18 protein-coding genes and 2 tRNA genes are annotated in these 19,500 nt (G+C 37.3%); 2 read left to right on the forward strand and 18 right to left on the reverse strand.

The window, feature by feature from the left end; translation table 11 throughout:
* Positions 1 to 55 precede the first annotated feature (55 nt).
* The 3 genes from ACLHDF_RS32185 to spoIIE form a co-directional block, all read right to left on the reverse strand.
* Positions 56 to 1,021 (reverse strand): protein kinase domain-containing protein, encoded by a 966-nt coding sequence (locus ACLHDF_RS32185; protein ID WP_413922368.1) that lies wholly within the window; start codon positions 1,019 to 1,021, stop codon positions 56 to 58.
* The gene (locus ACLHDF_RS32190) at positions 990 to 1,730 is read right to left on the reverse strand and encodes a VWA domain-containing protein (RefSeq protein WP_413922369.1); all 741 of its coding nucleotides are present in this window, start codon (positions 1,728 to 1,730) and stop codon (positions 990 to 992) included. Before ACLHDF_RS32190 ends, ACLHDF_RS32185 begins: the two co-directional genes overlap by 32 nt.
* A gap of 70 nt (positions 1,731 to 1,800) precedes the next feature.
* Entirely contained in the window at positions 1,801 to 4,278 is a 2,478-nt protein-coding gene (gene spoIIE / locus ACLHDF_RS32195; RefSeq protein ID WP_413922370.1) for a stage II sporulation protein E, read from the reverse strand.
* Between the two features lie 311 nt (positions 4,279 to 4,589).
* Here spoIIE and ACLHDF_RS32200 point away from each other — a divergent pair.
* Both ACLHDF_RS32200 and ACLHDF_RS32205 read left to right on the forward strand, forming a co-directional pair.
* Positions 4,590 to 4,663: transfer RNA gene (locus tag ACLHDF_RS32200), tRNA-Met, on the forward strand.
* A 10-nt stretch (positions 4,664 to 4,673) separates the two neighbouring features.
* Positions 4,674 to 4,745 (forward strand) — tRNA-Glu (locus ACLHDF_RS32205).
* 126 nt (positions 4,746 to 4,871) lie between these two features.
* Here the strand turns inward: ACLHDF_RS32205 and ACLHDF_RS32210 are convergent.
* From ACLHDF_RS32210 to spoVG, 15 genes are all read right to left on the reverse strand, one after another.
* Entirely contained in the window at positions 4,872 to 5,339 is a 468-nt protein-coding gene (locus tag ACLHDF_RS32210) for a S1 domain-containing RNA-binding protein (protein ID WP_013054879.1), read from the reverse strand.
* Positions 5,340 to 5,427: 88 nt separating this feature from the next.
* On the reverse strand, positions 5,428 to 5,799 hold the full coding sequence (locus tag ACLHDF_RS32215; RefSeq protein ID WP_413922371.1) for an FtsB family cell division protein: 372 nt from the start codon (positions 5,797 to 5,799) through the stop codon (positions 5,428 to 5,430).
* A gap of 4 nt (positions 5,800 to 5,803) precedes the next feature.
* Positions 5,804 to 6,427, reverse strand: a complete 624-nt coding sequence (yabQ, locus tag ACLHDF_RS32220; RefSeq protein WP_413922372.1) for a spore cortex biosynthesis protein YabQ — start codon at positions 6,425 to 6,427, stop codon at positions 5,804 to 5,806.
* On the reverse strand, positions 6,424 to 6,729 hold the full coding sequence (gene yabP / locus ACLHDF_RS32225) for a sporulation protein YabP (RefSeq protein WP_195781471.1): 306 nt from the start codon (positions 6,727 to 6,729) through the stop codon (positions 6,424 to 6,426). Before yabP ends, yabQ begins: the two co-directional genes overlap by 4 nt.
* A 98-nt stretch (positions 6,730 to 6,827) precedes the next feature.
* The gene (locus tag ACLHDF_RS32230) at positions 6,828 to 7,094 is read right to left on the reverse strand and encodes an RNA-binding S4 domain-containing protein (protein WP_013054875.1); all 267 of its coding nucleotides are present in this window, start codon (positions 7,092 to 7,094) and stop codon (positions 6,828 to 6,830) included.
* Between the two features lie 20 nt (positions 7,095 to 7,114).
* Complete coding sequence (gene mazG / locus ACLHDF_RS32235; protein ID WP_413922373.1) at positions 7,115 to 8,575, reverse strand: nucleoside triphosphate pyrophosphohydrolase; 1,461 nt, start codon at positions 8,573 to 8,575, stop codon at positions 7,115 to 7,117.
* Positions 8,576 to 8,587: 12 nt separating this feature from the next.
* Positions 8,588 to 10,192: a putative polysaccharide biosynthesis protein gene (locus ACLHDF_RS32240; protein ID WP_413922374.1), complete on the reverse strand. Its 1,605-nt coding sequence runs from the start codon at positions 10,190 to 10,192 to the stop codon at positions 8,588 to 8,590.
* A gap of 229 nt (positions 10,193 to 10,421) precedes the next feature.
* Positions 10,422 to 10,958: a stage V sporulation protein T gene (spoVT, locus tag ACLHDF_RS32245; protein ID WP_413922375.1), complete on the reverse strand. Its 537-nt coding sequence runs from the start codon at positions 10,956 to 10,958 to the stop codon at positions 10,422 to 10,424.
* Between the two features lie 249 nt (positions 10,959 to 11,207).
* Positions 11,208 to 14,738 (reverse strand): transcription-repair coupling factor, encoded by a 3,531-nt coding sequence (mfd, locus tag ACLHDF_RS32250; RefSeq protein WP_413922376.1) that lies wholly within the window; start codon positions 14,736 to 14,738, stop codon positions 11,208 to 11,210.
* Positions 14,739 to 14,807: 69 nt separating this feature from the next.
* Positions 14,808 to 15,038 carry an anti-sigma-F factor Fin family protein gene (locus ACLHDF_RS32255; RefSeq protein ID WP_013054869.1) on the reverse strand — a complete coding sequence of 77 codons (231 nt, stop codon included), beginning with the start codon at positions 15,036 to 15,038 and terminating at the stop codon, positions 14,808 to 14,810.
* A 59-nt stretch (positions 15,039 to 15,097) separates the two neighbouring features.
* Positions 15,098 to 15,655 carry an aminoacyl-tRNA hydrolase gene (gene pth, locus ACLHDF_RS32260; RefSeq protein WP_052500310.1) on the reverse strand — a complete coding sequence of 186 codons (558 nt, stop codon included), beginning with the start codon at positions 15,653 to 15,655 and terminating at the stop codon, positions 15,098 to 15,100.
* Positions 15,656 to 15,796: 141 nt separating this feature from the next.
* Positions 15,797 to 16,426, reverse strand: coding sequence for a 50S ribosomal protein L25/general stress protein Ctc (locus ACLHDF_RS32265; RefSeq protein ID WP_413922377.1), 630 nt, complete (start codon positions 16,424 to 16,426; stop codon positions 15,797 to 15,799).
* Between the two features lie 186 nt (positions 16,427 to 16,612).
* On the reverse strand, positions 16,613 to 17,566 hold the full coding sequence (locus tag ACLHDF_RS32270) for a ribose-phosphate diphosphokinase (RefSeq protein ID WP_013054866.1): 954 nt from the start codon (positions 17,564 to 17,566) through the stop codon (positions 16,613 to 16,615).
* Between the two features lie 18 nt (positions 17,567 to 17,584).
* Complete coding sequence (glmU, locus tag ACLHDF_RS32275) at positions 17,585 to 18,964, reverse strand: bifunctional UDP-N-acetylglucosamine diphosphorylase/glucosamine-1-phosphate N-acetyltransferase GlmU (protein ID WP_413922378.1); 1,380 nt, start codon at positions 18,962 to 18,964, stop codon at positions 17,585 to 17,587.
* Positions 18,965 to 19,158: 194 nt separating this feature from the next.
* The gene (spoVG, locus tag ACLHDF_RS32280) at positions 19,159 to 19,449 is read right to left on the reverse strand and encodes a septation regulator SpoVG (RefSeq protein WP_013054864.1); all 291 of its coding nucleotides are present in this window, start codon (positions 19,447 to 19,449) and stop codon (positions 19,159 to 19,161) included.
* Positions 19,450 to 19,500: the final 51 nt, after the last annotated feature.

The raw sequence follows: 19,500 nt of genomic DNA on the forward strand, positions 1-19,500 counted from the left end.
ATTAATTTACTTTATACGAATGACTATAAGGAAAGTTTCACAAATTCTCCAAACTTTATAGCACTTGAATAAATAGGTACAAAATATAAATCAACATTACAGACGTACAAAGTAGTAGCGTCTCCAGCACGTGAGAACGCTTCTTCTTTACTTTAACACGAGGAGCAGATGGTTGACGAACGTTTTGAGGCTTTGTTCCTCTCCTTTTTACCCCTCTTCCTTTTTCAACCGATAACACCTCTATTTTCATTTCTTTAGCTGACTTATACTTTCCCGTAACCGCTTGATACAAAACGTCTTCGAAAGGTTCTAACTGCTTTGTTGTTAATATAAATTGCTTTAATTGTTCAGCCGGTTTGTCTGTTTTATTAATCCGCTTGCCATAAGCTGCATGAATCAAAACCATAGATACAGCAAACAAATCATAGGTTGGTTCTGCTTTTCGAGACCCAAGCCCCCAGTGAGCCCGATCATAAAAGTCAGTAAATTCTTTTATTGACCGCCCTCGCAGAGTTGTTCCGCCCACGTCAATCCATCGAACTTTTACGGGATTAGATGTTACCACCAGGTTTTCTGGTTTTAAATCACCAAATACCCAACCTTCTTCGTGGAGGTTTTCTAAGTCGGTTAAGAGTTGACTCGCAAATACTTGCAGCCATTCTGTCCCTCTTGATGAGATAAAAGAAAGGAGAGGCTGCCCTTTCACATATTCCATTACATAGAAAGAAAGAGCGTGAGGACCATAGCTCCAATCATCTACATCAAGTAAGCTCGGTCCTAACACTTTGTCTTTGACCTGGGACAACTTTTTTAATACATTCACTTCTGCTGTAACGGACATGTTGGAAAAGCTTATTTTTAACGCCGCTAGCGTTCCGTTTACTAATTGAACTAAATAGACAACTCCAGTTGCCCCCACGCCTAACTTCTCAAGAATTTTATAATGGACGTGATGCCATTTCCCTTGAATTTCTGTTCCTGCAGATAGGTTACATACCTGATTCTTCAATGTATTGTTCATTATTTTTTAACAACCCTCTCAATGAGCGCTTTTTTGTGAAATAATGAGTAGCCTCTTTGATAGCCGGTCCAGTAGGCGTAATACCTCCTGCTGTTAGTTTAGGAAAAATTGTTGAAAGCGACTCTAACCTTGGATTCCAGTCCATTAGCTTCTCTACATCTTTCTTTTTCCCAGGAAATAAAAAGATTGAAAATTGATTATGCCCCATACGAGCATTCAAGCTTAGCGATAAATCTAGCAGCGATTCCTTTACAGTAGGAAGCTTATTTTTCATACTGCCGCTCATATCAACTAAAATAAGAATCTCTAAGTCAACCGTTTCGCCAAGTTCATCGACAATTTCCATGATTTCTCCTCGCTTCTCAGGAGATAACTCTTCTAATCTTGAATTAGAGGAACCTAAAATTTGCTGAAGTTCTTTATTTACAACTCCTTGAAGTGTTTGCGTCATTGCCTGCCTTGTAACCATTTGAACAGTTTGAGACAGCTGTTTTACGTAAACAATTTGACTCACACCGCCGCCTGACGTGGCGATGCCTTCTATTTCATTAGTGCTTTGCTCATCGATTGTGTCCTCTTCCATCACACCAATAACGTTTACACTAATCCCTTGTTCCTTAGCCAATGCTGCCATTGCTACCGGATCTTCACCTGTATTCGAACCACCGTCTGTAATTACTAACATCTGTTTCAATGTACCTTTTTTCATAAAAAATCCCCTCCTCATTATCAGTATTAACATGATAGACGAGGAGGAGATAAAATATACTTCTATCTAACTATTGTGCTTTTTTACGATAGGCGTAAGAAGGGATCGATGACCATTTCGGAGTATTGTGCTGAAGTTTTGCTACAACTACCGTCATGTCATCTTCAATTAAACCTGATTTTGTCCGAATAACCTCTTCCATAATTAAATCTGCAATTTCTTGAGGGTCGTTTGTTTGAAGCTCGCCAATTTTTCTCTTCATCCACATTTCGTAATTCTCAACGTGCTTTGGTCCTTCAAATACGCCGTCACTCATCATAATTAATAAATCTTCCGCCTTCATTTGTTCATTCACAACATCAACTTCAAATTCTTCAATAATGCCCATTGGCAAATTGTTTGCCTGTATTTTAATGACCTTATCCCCACGTTTGATAAAGCTTGGTGTAGAACCGATTTTTAAGAAGTTTACATTTGCATCTTGTAAATCGATCATCGCTAAATCTAACGTAGAAAAAATCTCGTCGTTTGTACGCAGCGATAAAATAGAGTTAATCGACTTAATGGCAATCGTCTCTTCTATTCCTGTTTGTAAAATTTGTTTTAACAGCTGAAGCGTTTCGCTACTTTCATAGTGAGCGCGCTCTCCATTTCCCATACCATCACTAATAGCTAGTGCATACTTACCGGCATTTAGCTCAATCATAGAATAGCTGTCACCGGATACAAACCCTCCGCCTTTAGCAGCATGTGCTACACCTGTATCAACAACGTATGTTTTTGTACACCCAAATGAGACATGACAATAGCCTTGAGGATATTTAGCACATTCTTCGTGCTTTACTACAATGCTTTCACCGAGAATATCTGTGAGCATTGGCGCAATAATTTTCTCGCATTCTCCCCTTCCGTGACAATACGGCACCCACATTTCAATATCTACATTTCCAGGTTCGAGGCTATAAATTTCAATTTGGTTGATTTCCATTCCAAAATTACGGAGAGCGTCTAAAATCTGCTCTTCCTGTACATTTAAATTTTCGCGCTCTCGCTTAATTTCTTTTGCAAAATTGCCCATGACTTCAGAAACACCGTGAAGCTGTTCTGCTACAATTCTTCTACTTTCTTGAATTTGGGCTTTTAAATGCTGATTGGCTTTAAAATACGTAAGTTCATGCTCAATCACATCGATGACTTTTTTCGATTTCACACAATGTTTGTCCATTTCCCGGATTAACCTTGGATTTTGTTCAAGGGTGCCATTATCAACTTCAAGCATAATCTCCTTCATATATTCATAGGTTGTATCAAACTGCTGTGCCCAACATTGTTCTTTTTTAAAACAAAATTGGCATGTCCTTTCGGTAACGCTGCTTAAAAAATAATCAACTTCTTTATCCGCGCTTGGCTTTTCATCATAAAATCCATTTTGCGTAAAGCTTTTGGAAAGTGCTTGAAAAACATTCGAGAACTGTTCTACCCGATTCGCTGTTACATCTCGAATCTTACGTACATATTGCTGTTGTTCAAGCATATTTTCAGAGGTCCCTGGTACTAATTTACTTAAGTTTTTCAAAACAAAAGATGGGGTTAATAAAAATAAGACAACGGCTGTTAGTGATTCATACAAATTAGTCGTCAATCCCTGATCTGCCTGAGCATATAAGCCAATCAGCAATGAACCAACAACCAACCCTAGAGCTGCTCCTAGCTTTTTACCGTCTTTTAAAAGTCCTCCAAGCAAGCCAGAAAAAGCGAGTAAACTCATTTCGTACAAACTAGAAACATTCGCGAAACTTAAAATTAAACCGGTTACGACCCCTACCGTAGCTCCTATTGTAGGGCCTGATACAAACGCAAAAACTAATACTAAGTAACGAGACAATATATGTTCAGCCGAAAGACCGTAAATCATCCACCCTATTGTTCCCGTCATAACAGATGCCAACAAAATAATAAGAGAAATTACTTCTTCTGTTTTTAACGATTGTTTTCGCTTCCTGTATGAAATTAAAGGCACACTTTGCAAGAAAATCATCGTTAAAATAAAGCTCAGCCCCGCTTCTACTGCTACGAATGTAAAATCATACATGGTAAATTCTTTGGTAAACACATAAAAAATAGTTAGCTTTGTAAGTAACATCGCGATAAACACAGTGAACGGTAGCTTCTTTAACGGATCCATTGTCAGCATGCCGCTAAATCGATGAATCAGTAAGAAAACAACTAGTGTAGCAAATACGGTACCTCCATTTTGAATGGAAACACTAAATGCTCCTGCTAATACGGCTAAGCTCGCTAACGGTGCCTTTTCTTTCTTTATAGCCATTACAGCTGCAAAGAATGGTAAAGCAAATGGCATGATTTTCATTAAAATTAACGCTCGTCCTAATAAAAAACCTACGACTAGCAGCAACAATCCCCATTGAAATAACACCTTTTCCGTTTTCATACCCGCCTTTGTAAATACACGGGACATTTCTAATCTAGTTCGGTTAAATACCGCTTCTGTTGTTGGACTTGCAAAATCTCTTTCCGTCTTTTGCATTCTCCCACCACCCGCTAATTATACTTATTCGTTATTATATCGCGGCGAAAGGTGAAATTTTGTCAAACGGACTGGCAAAATACCTATAATCGTTCGACTATTTTCTAGTATTATATTGAAAACTATACAAAAAGATGTACAATCTTACATGGAGATTTAAGAAATATCAGAGATACTGTTTGTATGAGAGAAAGCCTATACTCATTATTCTTTTTTAAAAACAAATAAAAGTCTATAATAATATTAAAAAGTTATTGACAATCTCCCTATTTTTTTATATTATTATAAATGTCTTTTAAAGAACGCATAATGGCGGTGTAGCTCAGCTGGCTAGAGCGTACGGTTCATACCCGTGAGGTCGGGGGTTCGATTCCCTCCGCCGCTACTCGAATAATGGCCCGTTGGTCAAGCGGTTAAGACACCGCCCTTTCACGGCGGTAACACGGGTTCGAATCCCGTACGGGTCATCAAAAAGCATGTACAACAGTACATGCTTTTTTTCTATTTCTACTCTTTTTTACATATAAAAAAAGCACCTTTTAGATAAAAGGTACTTTCCAAAAACTCGCTATCTATTTGATATAAGCAGCAAGTTAACCGCGTTTTGCACCGCGTCCACCGCGTTTTGATTCGGTATGGCGTTTTAGGGAAGATAAACGTTCTTCACTGTCTTTCAAGAAACGATTCATTTTTTGTTCGAATGTTTCTTTTGTACGGAAATCATTACCGCCACCACGATTATTATTACGTTGTGGGCGTGAATCACGTGGACGGTCTGAGCGTGGCGCTCTTGCAGGACGCTCTGGTCTTTCTGGGCGTTCCGGTTTGTCTACCGCTTTCTTAATTGAAAGACCAATTTTACCATCTTTCTCAACGTTAATTACTTTGACTTCAACTTCGTCGCCCACTTTTAAATGGTCGTTAATGTCCTTTACATAATTATCAGCTACTTCACTGATATGAACCAAGCCTGTTGAACCTCCTGGTAACTCAACAAAAGCTCCAAAGTTCGTAATACCTGTTACCTTTCCCTGTAACTTGCTGCCTACTTCGATTGACATAAAAAAAATGCTCCTCCTTAAATGATAAAAGAAATCAATTTATTATATTATACAAAAAGCAAAAATACACTGTCAACGAACCATACGTTTAGTCTTTTTTTACATTAAAGATAATTTCCCCGTCTTCTGATAAAAAATAATCTCTGCGGGCAATCTTTTTAATATAATCATCATCATTTAACTTAACGATTTCACCTTTTAACTGTTTTTGCTTGCTTTGTAATTTTGTCAGCTGCTGTTCTAATTTTACCTTCTCAGCTTTTTTGTTCTCAATAGCTGAGGTTTGCGTAATTAAAGCTGATACCATTAATCCGCCAATGATTAAAGCCAACACTCCAAAAACAGTCAAACGCCTAATTAAACCGATACGTTTTCGATCTGTATTTTGTTTGATTTGCTCTTGTTTATAGCTATAATCAGTATTTAACTTCGCGACCTTTTTTTTTCGTACCGCATTCATTGAATTAGTCGTCCCCCTTATTTTTTAAAGTGTTCACCCATGCAACGACTCTCATTATCATATTCTTTGCATGATTGTAAATTCCTTCTATATACCGAAAACCCTTGTGTAAAATTCGTTTTACAGGGTTAGGCATCATTCTCCAAAATACGAAAAGAACCCACCTCGTCGGTATGTAAATGAGCTTTAGACAGAATACGAGCAGCTTATGAACAGCTCGGTAGATTCCAAACGCAACTACAAGTAGAATATGAATAAAGAAACGGATAGGCTTGACCAAAAAAATATTGCTAAGCGTTAAAACACCTCGATATAAACTTAATACGCTCGAGACAGTAAATGTTAATACTTTTAAATACAGTGATTGAAATAAGCTTTGATACGCGGCAAAGCCGCAAAACAAAGCAAGAAACGCATACAAACGCAGTTCTCCTTCATTCACTAAAAACAACACATAAAAAATGAGAAGAGCTTGCACCATCCAAAACAATACGTCATTCACAAATACAAACCATGGGCGTGATTTAGAGCGATTAACAAAGTAACGATAAGTATCGAGAGAAGCACCTAAGCCGCTTCCCATCGATACCATCGCAAGCATTGTATAGAGCTGAATGTTTAAACTCATCGAAACAACTTACTAAAGAATCCTTTAGCCTTCTCCGATTGGTTCTCATCTAAGTAAACTATATCAAAGATTTTTCCTTTTATCGATACAATTCCTTGATCAACGTCTAAATTTTTCATTTGCAGATTTTGCCCTCTAACTGACAAGAAACCCATCACTGTTTCAAGTAAGAATTCCTCATTGTCAAAGCTCTCTACCTGCTTCACACCCGTAATATCTAAGAGACGCCGACCCTTCATCACTAAATCATGATTTGGAGTATGGTCTTTGTTTGAATTGCTTGCTTCATAAAATTGGCTCATATCTTCATCCCCACCTCATTCATTAAGAGCGTTCGCTCTTGTTATCTGTTGTTTAAACATATGAATGAGAAAAGTAATTTAGAACAAGCCTTCATCAGTTATACTTCAGATGAAATGCGCTCTTCTTTAACAATTGAGTACAAATTAGCTGCTTCTTCTTTTTTAGCTGCTTCTTGAAGAGCCTCTATTTTAACGGTAATTTTCTTCGTGCCAAATGTGATCGCTAATTCATCTCCTACTTTCACATTTGTGCTTGCTTTTGCAACGATACCATTAATGGTAATACGGCCCTTGTCTGATACTTCTTTTGCTAATGTACGGCGCTTAATTAAACGTGATACTTTTAAAAATTTATCTAACCTCATAATTCCCTCACCTTTCTGTTTTACAAACCTGTTTTTTTCGCTTCTTCCCAAAATTCATCTAATTCTTCTAACGAAAAAGATTCAAATGGTTTTTGCGAAGCTTTCACTTTTTCTTCAATGTATTGAAATCGATTTAAAAATTTTGTATTTGTTTTAGCTAATGCAGCTTCAGAGTCGATTTTATAAAACCTTGCAATATTCACTAAAGCAAATAAAATATCCCCAAATTCATCGCTCATTTTTTCTTTATCAGCATGCTGTACTTCCTCTTGGAATTCAGCAAGTTCTTCTTGTACTTTTTCCCACATAGGTTCAACTTCTGACCAATCAAACCCAACTTTTGCAGCTTGTTTTTGGTATCCATGCGCTTTCATTAAAGAAGGCATAGCTCCTGGTACAGAAGCTAAAAGAGAAGAAGGTTCCTGTTCTTTTTCTTCTTTTTTGATTTCATCCCAATTTTTTAAGACCTCATCTGCATTATTCACACTCACGTCACCAAATACATGCGGATGGCGTCTTACCATTTTCTCTGAAACACTGCGAATGACATCATCAATTGAAAACATTCCTTCATCTTCACCAATTTGCGCATGAAGCAATACCTGCAGCAATACATCGCCAAGCTCTTCAATCATATTATCGTCATCTTGACGATCAATTGCATCTAATAGCTCATAAGACTCTTCTAGCAAGTAGCGCTTGAGCGATTCATGCGTTTGTTTTTGATCCCAAGGACATCCGTTTGGTCCTCTAAGCGTAGCAATAATCTTTCTGAATGCGTCAAATTGATGGTATAAAATCGTTTCGTCCGCTACTGGAGGAACATAAATAGTCGTTAAGTTATTGAGTGACATTTCTCTATCCAATTCATACAGCTTGACTGGTTGGATTTTTTCTTCACTGCTTCCCGCTGCCGTTACAATATAAACGAGGTAATCATCAGGAACGTGTTCCATCAGCGTTAGCTTTACCTCTGAAGCAACAAACTGATCGTACACTTGAGCGATTAGAACATGACCGGTTAATTCTATTTCACTGCGCTTTAAATCCGTTCCATCTAGCAGCTGAAACCCTTCAATAGGATCAATTTTTAACGCACCAAAGATTGGGTCTAGGAAGCTTTGTCCCCCTTTGATTTCAATAGAAATACCGCGTTCTTTTCCTTTTTGTAAAAGTAATTGAACCGTACGTTCTGCCACTAAAGGGTGTCCTGGAACGGCATAAACCACTTCTTCTGTCGAAGCTTTTTTGATTAAATCATTCGATATATGTTCATATACCTCTTCAAATGCATCATAAGATTCGTATACGTCATCATAGGATACATACGTTAAACCTTCACTTTCTAGTTCTTTGATTACAGGATGTTCTTTTGTGCGCATATAAATATGCTTTTCCTGCTGTAGCACGCGATAAATGCCTACAGGCAGTTGATCTAAATCGCCTGCTCCTAAACCAATAACTGTTACTTTACCTGTCATTGCTTCACCTTCTTATTTATTTTTCAATACGTATTTAGCTAAAACACTTCCCATTGGAAGTAAGTGTAATTCTTCTTCGGTAAAAATATGTTGTTTCATAATAATAAATAAATAAAACAAACCGCCTATTAACACACCTGTTCCTGTTTCAACCACTTGTTTGCTTGTGTCTAAACTATTAGACCATACAAAGTGATGTAAACAAAATAAATAGCTTTGCAACAGCACAACCATTGCTATTGCTGTTATAAAAATACCACCACTCGCTCTTTTTGGAACAAGAGATACAGCTAGCTTTTTATACAGCCAAAATAGATTGATTGCCGCAACGATGCCGAATCCAGTTGAAGAAGCAATGGCTGCCCCTATGGTTTGAAACTCTGGTATTAGCCAAAGATTTAATATCAGTTTGACCATCATGCCAGCGATGACGGCTACTACAGGAGCGAAAACAGCTCCCATCCCCTGCAACACAGCTCCAGCAGTTGCTGCTACTGTTGTAAATATAATTAACAAGCTCAAAATTTGTAAAACATCCGTTCCGTGGGAATCACCGTATAGAAGCATATTAATAGGTTTCATTAGCGCAATCAAGCCAAAAGCTGCTCCAACTCCGACTACAAGCGATAGGCGAAGAGATAGCTGAACTTTTTCAACCACAAATGATAGATTCTTTTTCGCAATGGCTGAAGAAATAATAGGTACAAGCGAAAGCGAAAAAGCTGTACCTACTACTGTGCCTAATTGAATCAACGGAAGCCCGCGGTCATAAATGCCTTTTAGGATTTTTGCTGCCTTTTCAGCCATGCCATGTGCCGTCAGACTAGAGTATAAAGTAAAGGAATCAATAAGCTGAATAAACAGTAGACCCATAGCGCTAATACAAATTAATAAGCCTTGAATAATAAGGACTTTTACTATTTTTTTGATGTCTGCTTTCTTTATGCGTTGAAATACTCCCTTAGAATTTGTCTTTGTTCTAAACACAAATAAAAATAAAATAATAAGAGATGTTATACCGCCTGTTATGGAACCAAAAATAGCTCCAGCCCCTGTAGTATAAGGACCATACCCATGTTGCATAAAGAAAATAGATAGATACAAAATAGTCCCTACCCGAACAACTTGTTCTGCGATTTGAGACAACGCTGTAGGAAACATGTTATATAATCCTTGATAATAACCACGAATGACGGCAATGAAGGGAATAAGTAAAAACGAAAATGAAATAATTTGAATGAGAATTGTCAATTGACGATCTCCCATCCACTCGGCAATCGTTTCTGCAAAGATATATTCAAGTGCAAATATCATGCAGCCTAGTACAAACAAAAAAGCAAATGAAACTTGAAGTATTCCTCGTATTTCCTTTCTCCTATTTGTTGCCGCATAGTCGGCTACTAACTTTGAAATAATTACAGGGAAACCGTATGTACCTAGCTGTAGTGCAATTCCATATAGCGGATAAACTTGCTGATAGATATAAAACCCTATATCTCCCGCAATATGGTGATATGGAATACGGTAAGTGGCACTTAAGATTTTCGTAAATAAACCTGCGAGCGTTAAAATAATGGCGCCGTTGAAAATAGAATAAAGCTTTGTTTGTTTCTGCATTCCTACACCTTTCACCTGCAGCTGCTAATTATGTGAACAAACCTTTTTATTAGCCGCTAACTGCCATAGAATAGAGCTTTGTTCTTATAAAACAGCCTGCACTTTCCAATAAATAAAATACCGTACCATTATATCATGTTCTCTTTATTTCTAAGATAAGACAGCATGAAAAAAGGCAGCAGAAACTGCTACCTTTTTGGTAAATAATGTAAAATAGAGATAATTACACTTACTGCTCCATTTGACGAGACAAGAAGCTAGCTGCTGTTTCGGCTGCTTTATGCTCCACTTCACCAAGAGATTTATCTTTTGAAAAAATAACAACGGCCCCAATCGGATCTCCATTTGCAATAATTGGACCGATTGTATAAGAAGAAATATTTTCTTCATATCCATCGACAAATTCAAGATTTTTTCCATCAGTTACTAAAGAAGAACTGCGGCTTTCCATGGCAGATTCCACTAAAGAACTAATATTTTTGTTTAAGTATTCTTTTTTAGAACTTCCTGCTACCGCAATAAATACATCGCGGTCACAAATAAGTACAGGATGACCTAAGCTATCGTATAACGCTTCGCCATACTCTTTTGCAAAATCTCCTAATTCACTAATTGGTGAATATTTCTTTAAAATAACTTCTCCATCGCGATCGACGAAAATCTCTAGCGGGTCTCCCTCTCGGATGCGAAGTGTTCTTCTAATTTCTTTTGGAATCACAACGCGACCCAAATCATCAATACGACGAACAATACCTGTTGCTTTCATTCATTGAAGCCTCTCTTTCATATGATGATTAAAATAATTGGTGAATATCACTGATGGCTAGATGATAAAAGGTTCACCTTTGTTGAGGTTAGTATTCTTCACTCTACAACTTCTATTCACCAACCATCTCTTTTTTTGTTAAAAAGTGTGTTTTTATTAAAAAAATGCCCAAAAAACCGCAAAAACATGAGGGTTGGGATATTTTTACCTGAGTTATATAAAAAGAAGGCTCAAAAATGAGCCTTCTTTTTAATTCGTAACTTGTTCTTTTTTTACAGTGGCTACTCCTTTTACTAACTGATACACAATATTCAGCCATTCTTTTTGAGCAAGTCCTTTTACATTAACGACTAATTTCACTTTCTTGCCATCCATGCCTAGGCTGACCATTCTGCCAAATTGATCACCTAGCATAAATAATTTTTGCCCGTCAACCGTTGAGCTTGCCTCTTCAGACAATAGAATCGAAATTTCTTGTTTTGACTGAAGAATAGATTCTACTAAGTTCTGCGTTGCATATACTTTTGTCTCGGCTACTTTAAATAAATACTCAACCTCAGTTGGATACTCTCCAAAACGATCAATCATTTCATCTTGCAATTCCTGAATATCCTCTAATGCTTCAATTCCTCTAAAGCGCTTATACATTTCAATTTTCAAGCGACCGTCTGTAATGTACTGATCAGGGATATACGCATCCAAATCCAGATTCATTTCAACATTAAATTTCACACTTTCTCCGTCAGATCCGCGTCTTTCCTCTATCGCTTCTTTAAGCATTTGTGAGTAGAGATCAAAACCAACAGAATCGATGAATCCATGCTGCTGAGCACCAAGTAAGTTTCCGGCACCACGTATTGAAAGGTCACGCATAGCAATTTTAAAGCCTGAACCTAATTCGGTGAATTCTTTAATAGCTTGTAGACGCTTTTCAGCTACCTCTGTCAGTACTTTGTCTTTATGATACGTAAAGTACGCATACGCCACGCGATTTGAACGACCTACGCGCCCTCTTAATTGATAAAGTTGTGATAATCCCATCTTATCAGCATTATTGACAATAAGTGTATTTACATTTGGAATATCTACTCCTGTTTCAATAATGGTTGTACTTACAATAACGTCATATTCGCCTTCTAAAAAGCTTAAGATAACCGCTTCTAGTTCTGTTTCATTCATTTTTCCGTGAGCATACGTTACCCTAGCATCAGGCACGAGCATCGAAATCTCTTCGGCTTTTCGTTCAATATCTTCCACGCGATTATATAAGAAGTAAACTTGGCCATCACGCGCTAATTCACGTTCAATCGCTTCACGAACTAGAACAGGGTTATACTCCACTACATACGTTTGAACTGGAAAACGATTTTCAGGCGGCGTTTCAATAACAGACAAATCCCTAACGCCCAGCATAGACATATGTAGTGTTCGTGGAATAGGTGTTGCTGTAAGTGTAAGGACGTCAACGTTTGCTTTCATTTGTTTGATTTTTTCCTTGTGCGTTACACCAAAACGCTGTTCTTCATCGATGACTAACAATCCTAAATCTTTATAAATAACGTCTTTAGATAGTAAACGATGTGTACCAATCACTACATCTACTGTACCGTTTTTTAGCCCTTTAATCGTTTCTTGCTGCTGTTTACGGCTTCGAAAGCGGCTCAATAGCCCAATGTTAATTGGATAGTCTTGAAAACGCTCACGAATGGTTTCATAGTGCTGCTGAGCTAAAATAGTGGTTGGTACTAAAATAGCTACTTGTTTTCCATCAGTAACAGCTTTAAATGCAGCACGAATGGCTACTTCCGTTTTTCCATATCCAACGTCTCCACAAAGAAGACGATCCATTGGTCTTTCATGTTCCATATCCTTTTTAATTTCTTGTACAGAACGAAGCTGATCTTCGGTTTCTTGATAAGGGAAAGCTGTTTCAAACTCTCTCTGTAAATCTCCATCCGGTGAAAATGCATAACCTTTGCTTGCTTCACGCTCTGCATACAGTTTAATTAGGTCATCAGCGATGTCTTGAACAGAAGACTCAACTTTACGTTTTACTTTTTTCCAGTCATTTCCGCCAAGCTTATATACCTTTGGCTCTTTGCCCTCAGAACCTACGTACTTTTGTACTTGATCAATCTGTTCAACAGGAACATACAGCTTGTCAGAGCCTTCATATTTAATATGAATATAATCTTTATGATTACCGTTAATCTCTAACGTTTCCATTCCTAAGTAACGGCCAATACCGTGATTAACGTGAACAACATAGTCACCTACGTTTAACTCTGAATAGCTTTTAATACGCTCTGCATTGGAAAGCTTTTGACGACGCTTTGATTTTTTTACACGTTTTTTAAACAATTCTTCCTCGGTTAAAACGGCTAATTTTTGCATCGGCAGTTCAAAGCCCATTTGTAAATCGCCTTCAATAATTTGGACAAGACCTGGTACAAGCTGACCATTTCCATCTAAAATAGATGAATCGATATCATAATCTGCTAGAACACCTTCGAGTTTTTTCACCCGCTCTTTGTCTGCTCCTAAGAGAACCACTGTATAATTAGCATTTTTCCAGCGTTCAATTTCACTTTTTAATAAGTTCATTTGGCCGTAAAACTGCTGCATCTGCTTACATGAAATATTAATAATATTTTGCGGACTCGTATAAGACACATGTTTTAAAAATAACGATAAGTATAAAAACTGATGTTTTGCCCGCTGAATAAGAGATGGAAGCTTATGAGATAATTGAACGTCTCGAACAATTTGCCCCTGCTCTAATAATTCTGTTATCCATTCAGCTTCCTCTGTTTCAAGCTGATCAGACGTTTCTTGAATTCGAGTTGTCTCATCAAAGATGACAATGCCGCCTTCTGGTAAATAATCTAGTAAACTAGCAGGCGATTCGTAAAAGAACGATAAATACTTGAACATATTTTCAAGAAGTTGACCTTGACGCAGCTGTTCGATTTCACCTTTAATATTTTCTGTTAAGGTAGCTTTCAGCGATGCGTTTTTCACTTGTTGAAGCGTCGAAGCCAGCTGTGCTTCTAGTTCTTCAATTCCCTTGGCCACTTCATTTTGGTTCACAATAATTTCCGTAGCAGGGCCGATTGAGATTTCTTTTAGCTGCTCTTGAGAGCGTTGATCCTCAATTGTAAAAGTACGAATGGAATCAATTTCCGTGTCAAATAGTTCAATTCGGACAGGCAGCTCTTCTGTTAGCGGATAAATATCAATGATTCCTCCGCGCACACTAAATTCACCTGGAGCTGAAACCATGGATGCTCGCTCATACCCTAATTCAACTAACCTTTTTAAATAATGATCAACGTCGATGTCGATCCCCATTTGAAACGGCAGCTGCGTTTGCTCCCATCTTGCTTTAGGGGGCAACAGCTTTCGAATTCCTGCAAGCGGTGTTACAACTACTCCACCTGTATGTTGACTCCAGTAATTGAGTGCTTCAATTCGCTGAGCCTTTAATTCTGGACTTGCAATTCCCACTTCTGTAGCAACTAAATCGTTAACAGGGTATAAGAAAACGTCTTTTTCCGGTAAAAGATGCAAAAGGTCCTCATACACTTTTTGGGCTTGATATAAATTATGGGTCACTACTAATAAGGGGTATTTTTTATCCTCATTTAACAGTGCCATTAATACAGATCGAGCTGAACCGGAAATTCCCGTTACTAACTGTTCTTTTAAACCTTCTTCTAAACTGCTAACAACAGCTCCAATTTCTTTATTTTCTTCAAATTGCTGTCTAATCCCTCGCAAAGGAATTCCCTCCTCCCATGATATGTCTAAACTAAACAGAAAAACGCTTTGGTTTGAGACCAAAGCTTTTTATTGTATAAATGTTTCGTACTGATGATAATCTGGATTACGTTCTAGCGCTTCTTGACAGTCTTCACAAATAATTTTAACCACGATATCTCCACTATTATGGTAATGAATAAAGTCTTTTCGTTCATCTGCGGTCAGGTGATTAAAACCGAGTGCTTCAGTATTGTGAGCTGTCTTTTCTATCATACCGACTTTTGCGCCACAATGTCTACAGAAATAATGAATAGACATACAAATCCTCCCAAATCTTTTAGTGTTAGTATGGACGATTGGGAGAAATTTTATTCTACTTAATTGTAACGATTCATTACTTCTAAGAATGGTTTACCCAAAAAGTCCTCACTGGCGTGTACAGACGTTTTCATCGCTTCTTCCATATGAACCATTTCATCTTCAGTGAAGCGCCCTAGTACATAATCAACTACTTTCATACCGTTCTTCGGACGATCAATTCCAATACGAATTCGGTTAAACTCTTGGGTTTTTAAATGCTGAATAATCGATTTTATTCCGTTATGACCACCCGGACTTCCTTTTGTACGCAACCTTACTTTTCCGCACGGTAAATCTAAATCATCATAAATAACAAGCAAATCTTCCACGTCTATATCGAAATAGTCCATTAACGGGCGAATACTTTCTCCTGATAAATTCATATATGTTAGAGGCTTTAATAATATGACTTTTTCTCCTTTTATTATACCTGTTCCATATATTCCGTTAAACTTTGTTTTATCTAATGAAATCATAAACTGTTCAGCAATTTTATCAATTGCCATAAATCCTATATTATGACGAGTACGGTCATATTCTTTGCCAGGGTTCCCTAAACCAACGATTAATTTCAAAATAGATACTCCTTTCTATTCTATGTAAGCTATGGTACATACTAGGTAAATGTCTTTAAAGTTTTACATTACTATATAGTATCACTTTTATTATAATCAATTTACACAAAAAGACGTAACCTTTTGGTTACGTCTTTTATATTATTCTTCATCAGCTTTTTCTTTTGTTGCTTCAACATTGCCTTCAGCATCCTGAACTTCGCCGCTGTCCGGCTCTTCTTCCTGTTGAGGAGGTAATACAGAAGCAACTGTATCTTCTGCGTCATGCGTAATTTCAAGCTTTTTATCTACCTTGATATCCGCTACCGTGATTGTATCATTAATTCCTAAATCCGATACATCTACATCAATAGATGATGGGATATCTTGCGGCAAGCCTTTTAGTGAAATTTCATATAGAGACTGCTGTAATACGCCGCCTTCTTTTGTTCCTTTTGCTTCTCCTACTAGAGATAAAGAAACTTCAGTATCAATTTCTTTCTTCATGTCGACCACTTGGAAATCGGCGTGGACAATTTCGTTTTTTAATGGATCGGTTTGAATATCATGTAACATTACGGAATATTTTTGCTTATCTACTTGTAATGTTAATACTCCATTGCGTCCTGCTTCACGAATAGTCTTAATAAAATCAGCACTGTTTAAGTAAATAGGTGTGGATTCTGTTTTATTTCCATAAACAACCGCTGGGAAGTTTCCTTCATCGCGAATTTTTCTATTTGTAGAATTTTTAAAATCCGTTCTTTTATTTGCCTCAATTGAAATACTCATTTTATTCACCTTCCAGTATGTTTTCTACTTAAAATGTACCCTTTTTAGAAGGCCGCTAAACATGTAACCCTGTTTGAACATCAATATATCTTTGCTCATCCCGTTCAAATCCCTTTAAAATCAAGGATTAGCATATTTAAATTTTTTCAAAAAAACCTCTTTCCAAATGGAAAGAGGTTCTGTTTATCAATCAAATAATGTACTAACTGATTGCTCTTCGTGAACACGAATAATCGCTTCACCAATTAAAGGAGCTACTGAAAGTTCTGTTACTTTATCAATTTTCTTATCTTCTGTCAAAGCAATAGAGTTTGTTACAGCTAGCTCTTTGATTGTAGAGTTTTGAATACGCTCAATTGCAGGGCCTGATAGCACTGGATGTGTACAACAAGCATATACTTCTTTTGCACCTGCTTCAATTAATGCACTTGCACCAATTGTAATTGTACCAGCTGTATCAATCATGTCATCAATCAAGATTGCTGTTTTTCCTTCCACTTGTCCAACAATGTTCATAACTTCTGCTACGTTTGGACGAGGGCGACGTTTGTCAATGATAGCAATCGGTGCTTTTAAACGTTCCGCTAAACGGCGAGCACGCGTTACACCACCGTGGTCCGGAGATACAACAACAACGTCGTCAAGGTTTTTACTCTTGAAGTATTCACCTAAAATTGGAACACCTACTAAATGGTCAATTGGAATATCGAAGAAACCTTGAATTTGAGGAGCGTGTAAATCTAATGTAATAATACGAGTAGCTCCCGCTTTTTCAATGATATTTGCTGCTAATTTGGCAGTGATTGGTTCACGTGCACGAGCTTTACGATCCTGACGAGCATAGCCATAGTAAGGCATAACAATGTTAATTGTTTTAGCTGATGCACGTTTTAATGCATCAATCATAATTAATAATTCCATTAAGTGTTCGTTAACTGGAGCACTTGTTGATTGAATGATAAATACATCACAACCACGGATACTTTCTTCAATGTTAATTTGAATTTCACCGTCACTAAAACGATCAACCGAACATTTACCTAACTCCACACCAATTACTTTTGCGATCTCTTCAGCTAAAGCCTTGTTTGAATTTAGCGTAAATAACTTTAAATTTTCATCCGCATATACATTTGACATTTTATTGTGAAACCTCCGTCAGGATTTTTTATTAATATCAAGCTTTTCAGCATAGTTTTCTTTATTTACTTGTTTCGCACGAGCAATTGATAATGCTTTTCCTGGCACATCATCCGTTACGGTTGAACCAGCTGCAACATAGGCACCTTCACCAATTGTTACAGGTGCAATTAAGTTTGAGTTACATCCTACGAATGCCCCATCTTCAATTTTTGTTAAAAATTTATTTTTCCCATCGTAGTTAACTGTAATAGATCCGCACCCTAAGTTTACACCTTTTCCGACCTCTGCGTCTCCAATATAACTCAAATGAGAAGCTTTGCTACCTTTTCCAAAAGATGCTTTTTTAATTTCTACAAAGTTTCCTACGCGCACTTCGTCTCCGATTAGTGACTGAGGACGAATATGTGCAAATGGACCAATTGTGACTTCGTGACCAATTTCACTATCGTGAGCAACAGAATGGCGAATAGAAGTATTATTACCTATTTTGCAGTCTTTAATTTCACTGTTAGGTCCTACTTCACAATTCTCCCCAATTTCAACTGTTCCTTGAATAACTGTCCCCGGATAAACAACCGTATCTCTGCCGATGACAGCATCTGCTGAAATGTACGTGTTAGAAGGATCTACAATCGTCACTCCATTTAACATATGCTGCTTGTTGATACGCTTTTTCATTGTTTCTTCTGCTTGAGATAGAGCAAATCGATCGTTAACGCCCAATGTTTCAGCAAAATCGGATGTTTGATATGCAGAAATAATTTGACCTTCATTTTTTAGAATTTCGATAACATCAGGTAAATAGTACTCTCCCTGTACGTTATCATTTGAAACTTTTGAAAGTGTCTCAAATAATTTCTCATTATCAAAACAATACGTACCAGTATTGATTTCCTGTACAAGACGCTCTTGTTCTGTGGCATCTTTATGCTCCACAATCTTTTCAACAGACCCTTGCTCATTTCGAATAATGCGTCCATATCCTGTTGGATCTTCTGCATGAGCTGTTAAAATAGTTGCCATTGCATTTGTTGCTTCATGATGCTTTAATAAAGATTCAATTGTTTCAGCTGTAATAAGAGGAGTATCTCCACATACAACAATTGTCGTACCTTTTTCATGTGCAAGTAAAGATTCTGCTTGCATTACTGCATGAGCTGTTCCTAACTGATCTTCTTGTAAAGCAAATAAGCTTTTATCTCCAACATGTGATTTCACTTTTTCGGCACCGTGACCTACAACTGTAATTAAATTTGTTAAATCCAAGCGTGATAACTGATCAATTACGTGTTGCACCATCGGTTTGCCACACACAGGGTGTAACACTTTATATAAAGATGACTTCATACGTGTACCCTGACCAGCTGCCAATATGACTGCATATCTTTTTGACATAACAGGCCTCCAATTTTACCTTTTTATCCATTAAGAATATTATATCAAAAATGACAGCATTTCAAGGAATCATTTATAAGTCGTGAATTTTATTTTTTGGTAATGCTAAAGTTTTACAAAGGTGTGAAATTATATAAGTGAAAACCAAAAAGAAAAGAGCCTACTTTTCAGTAGACTCTTAATGTATCATATGTTTACGAAGCACCCGCTTCTTCGAATTCAACTTCTACCTCACCTAAACGATGATATTCTGCTAAAACAGCATCTTGAATCTTTCCGCGAGTATTTGAATTGATTGGATGTGCAATATCACGGAACTCACCATCAGGTGTACGTTTACTTGGCATGGCTACAAATAAGCCATTATTACCATCAATCACACGAATATCATGAACAACAAATTCACCATCTAATGTGATTGAAGCAATCGCTCTCATACGTCCTTCAGTGTTCACGCGGCGTAATCTTACGTCAGTTACTTCCATCTTGTTCACCACCTTTTTCTATGCGAAGCTTTACATACTTAATTCCACAGA

Origin of the sequence: Priestia megaterium (genome assembly GCF_046599315.1) — a bacterium.
GTDB classification, from domain to species: domain Bacteria; phylum Bacillota; class Bacilli; order Bacillales; family Bacillaceae_H; genus Priestia; species Priestia megaterium_F.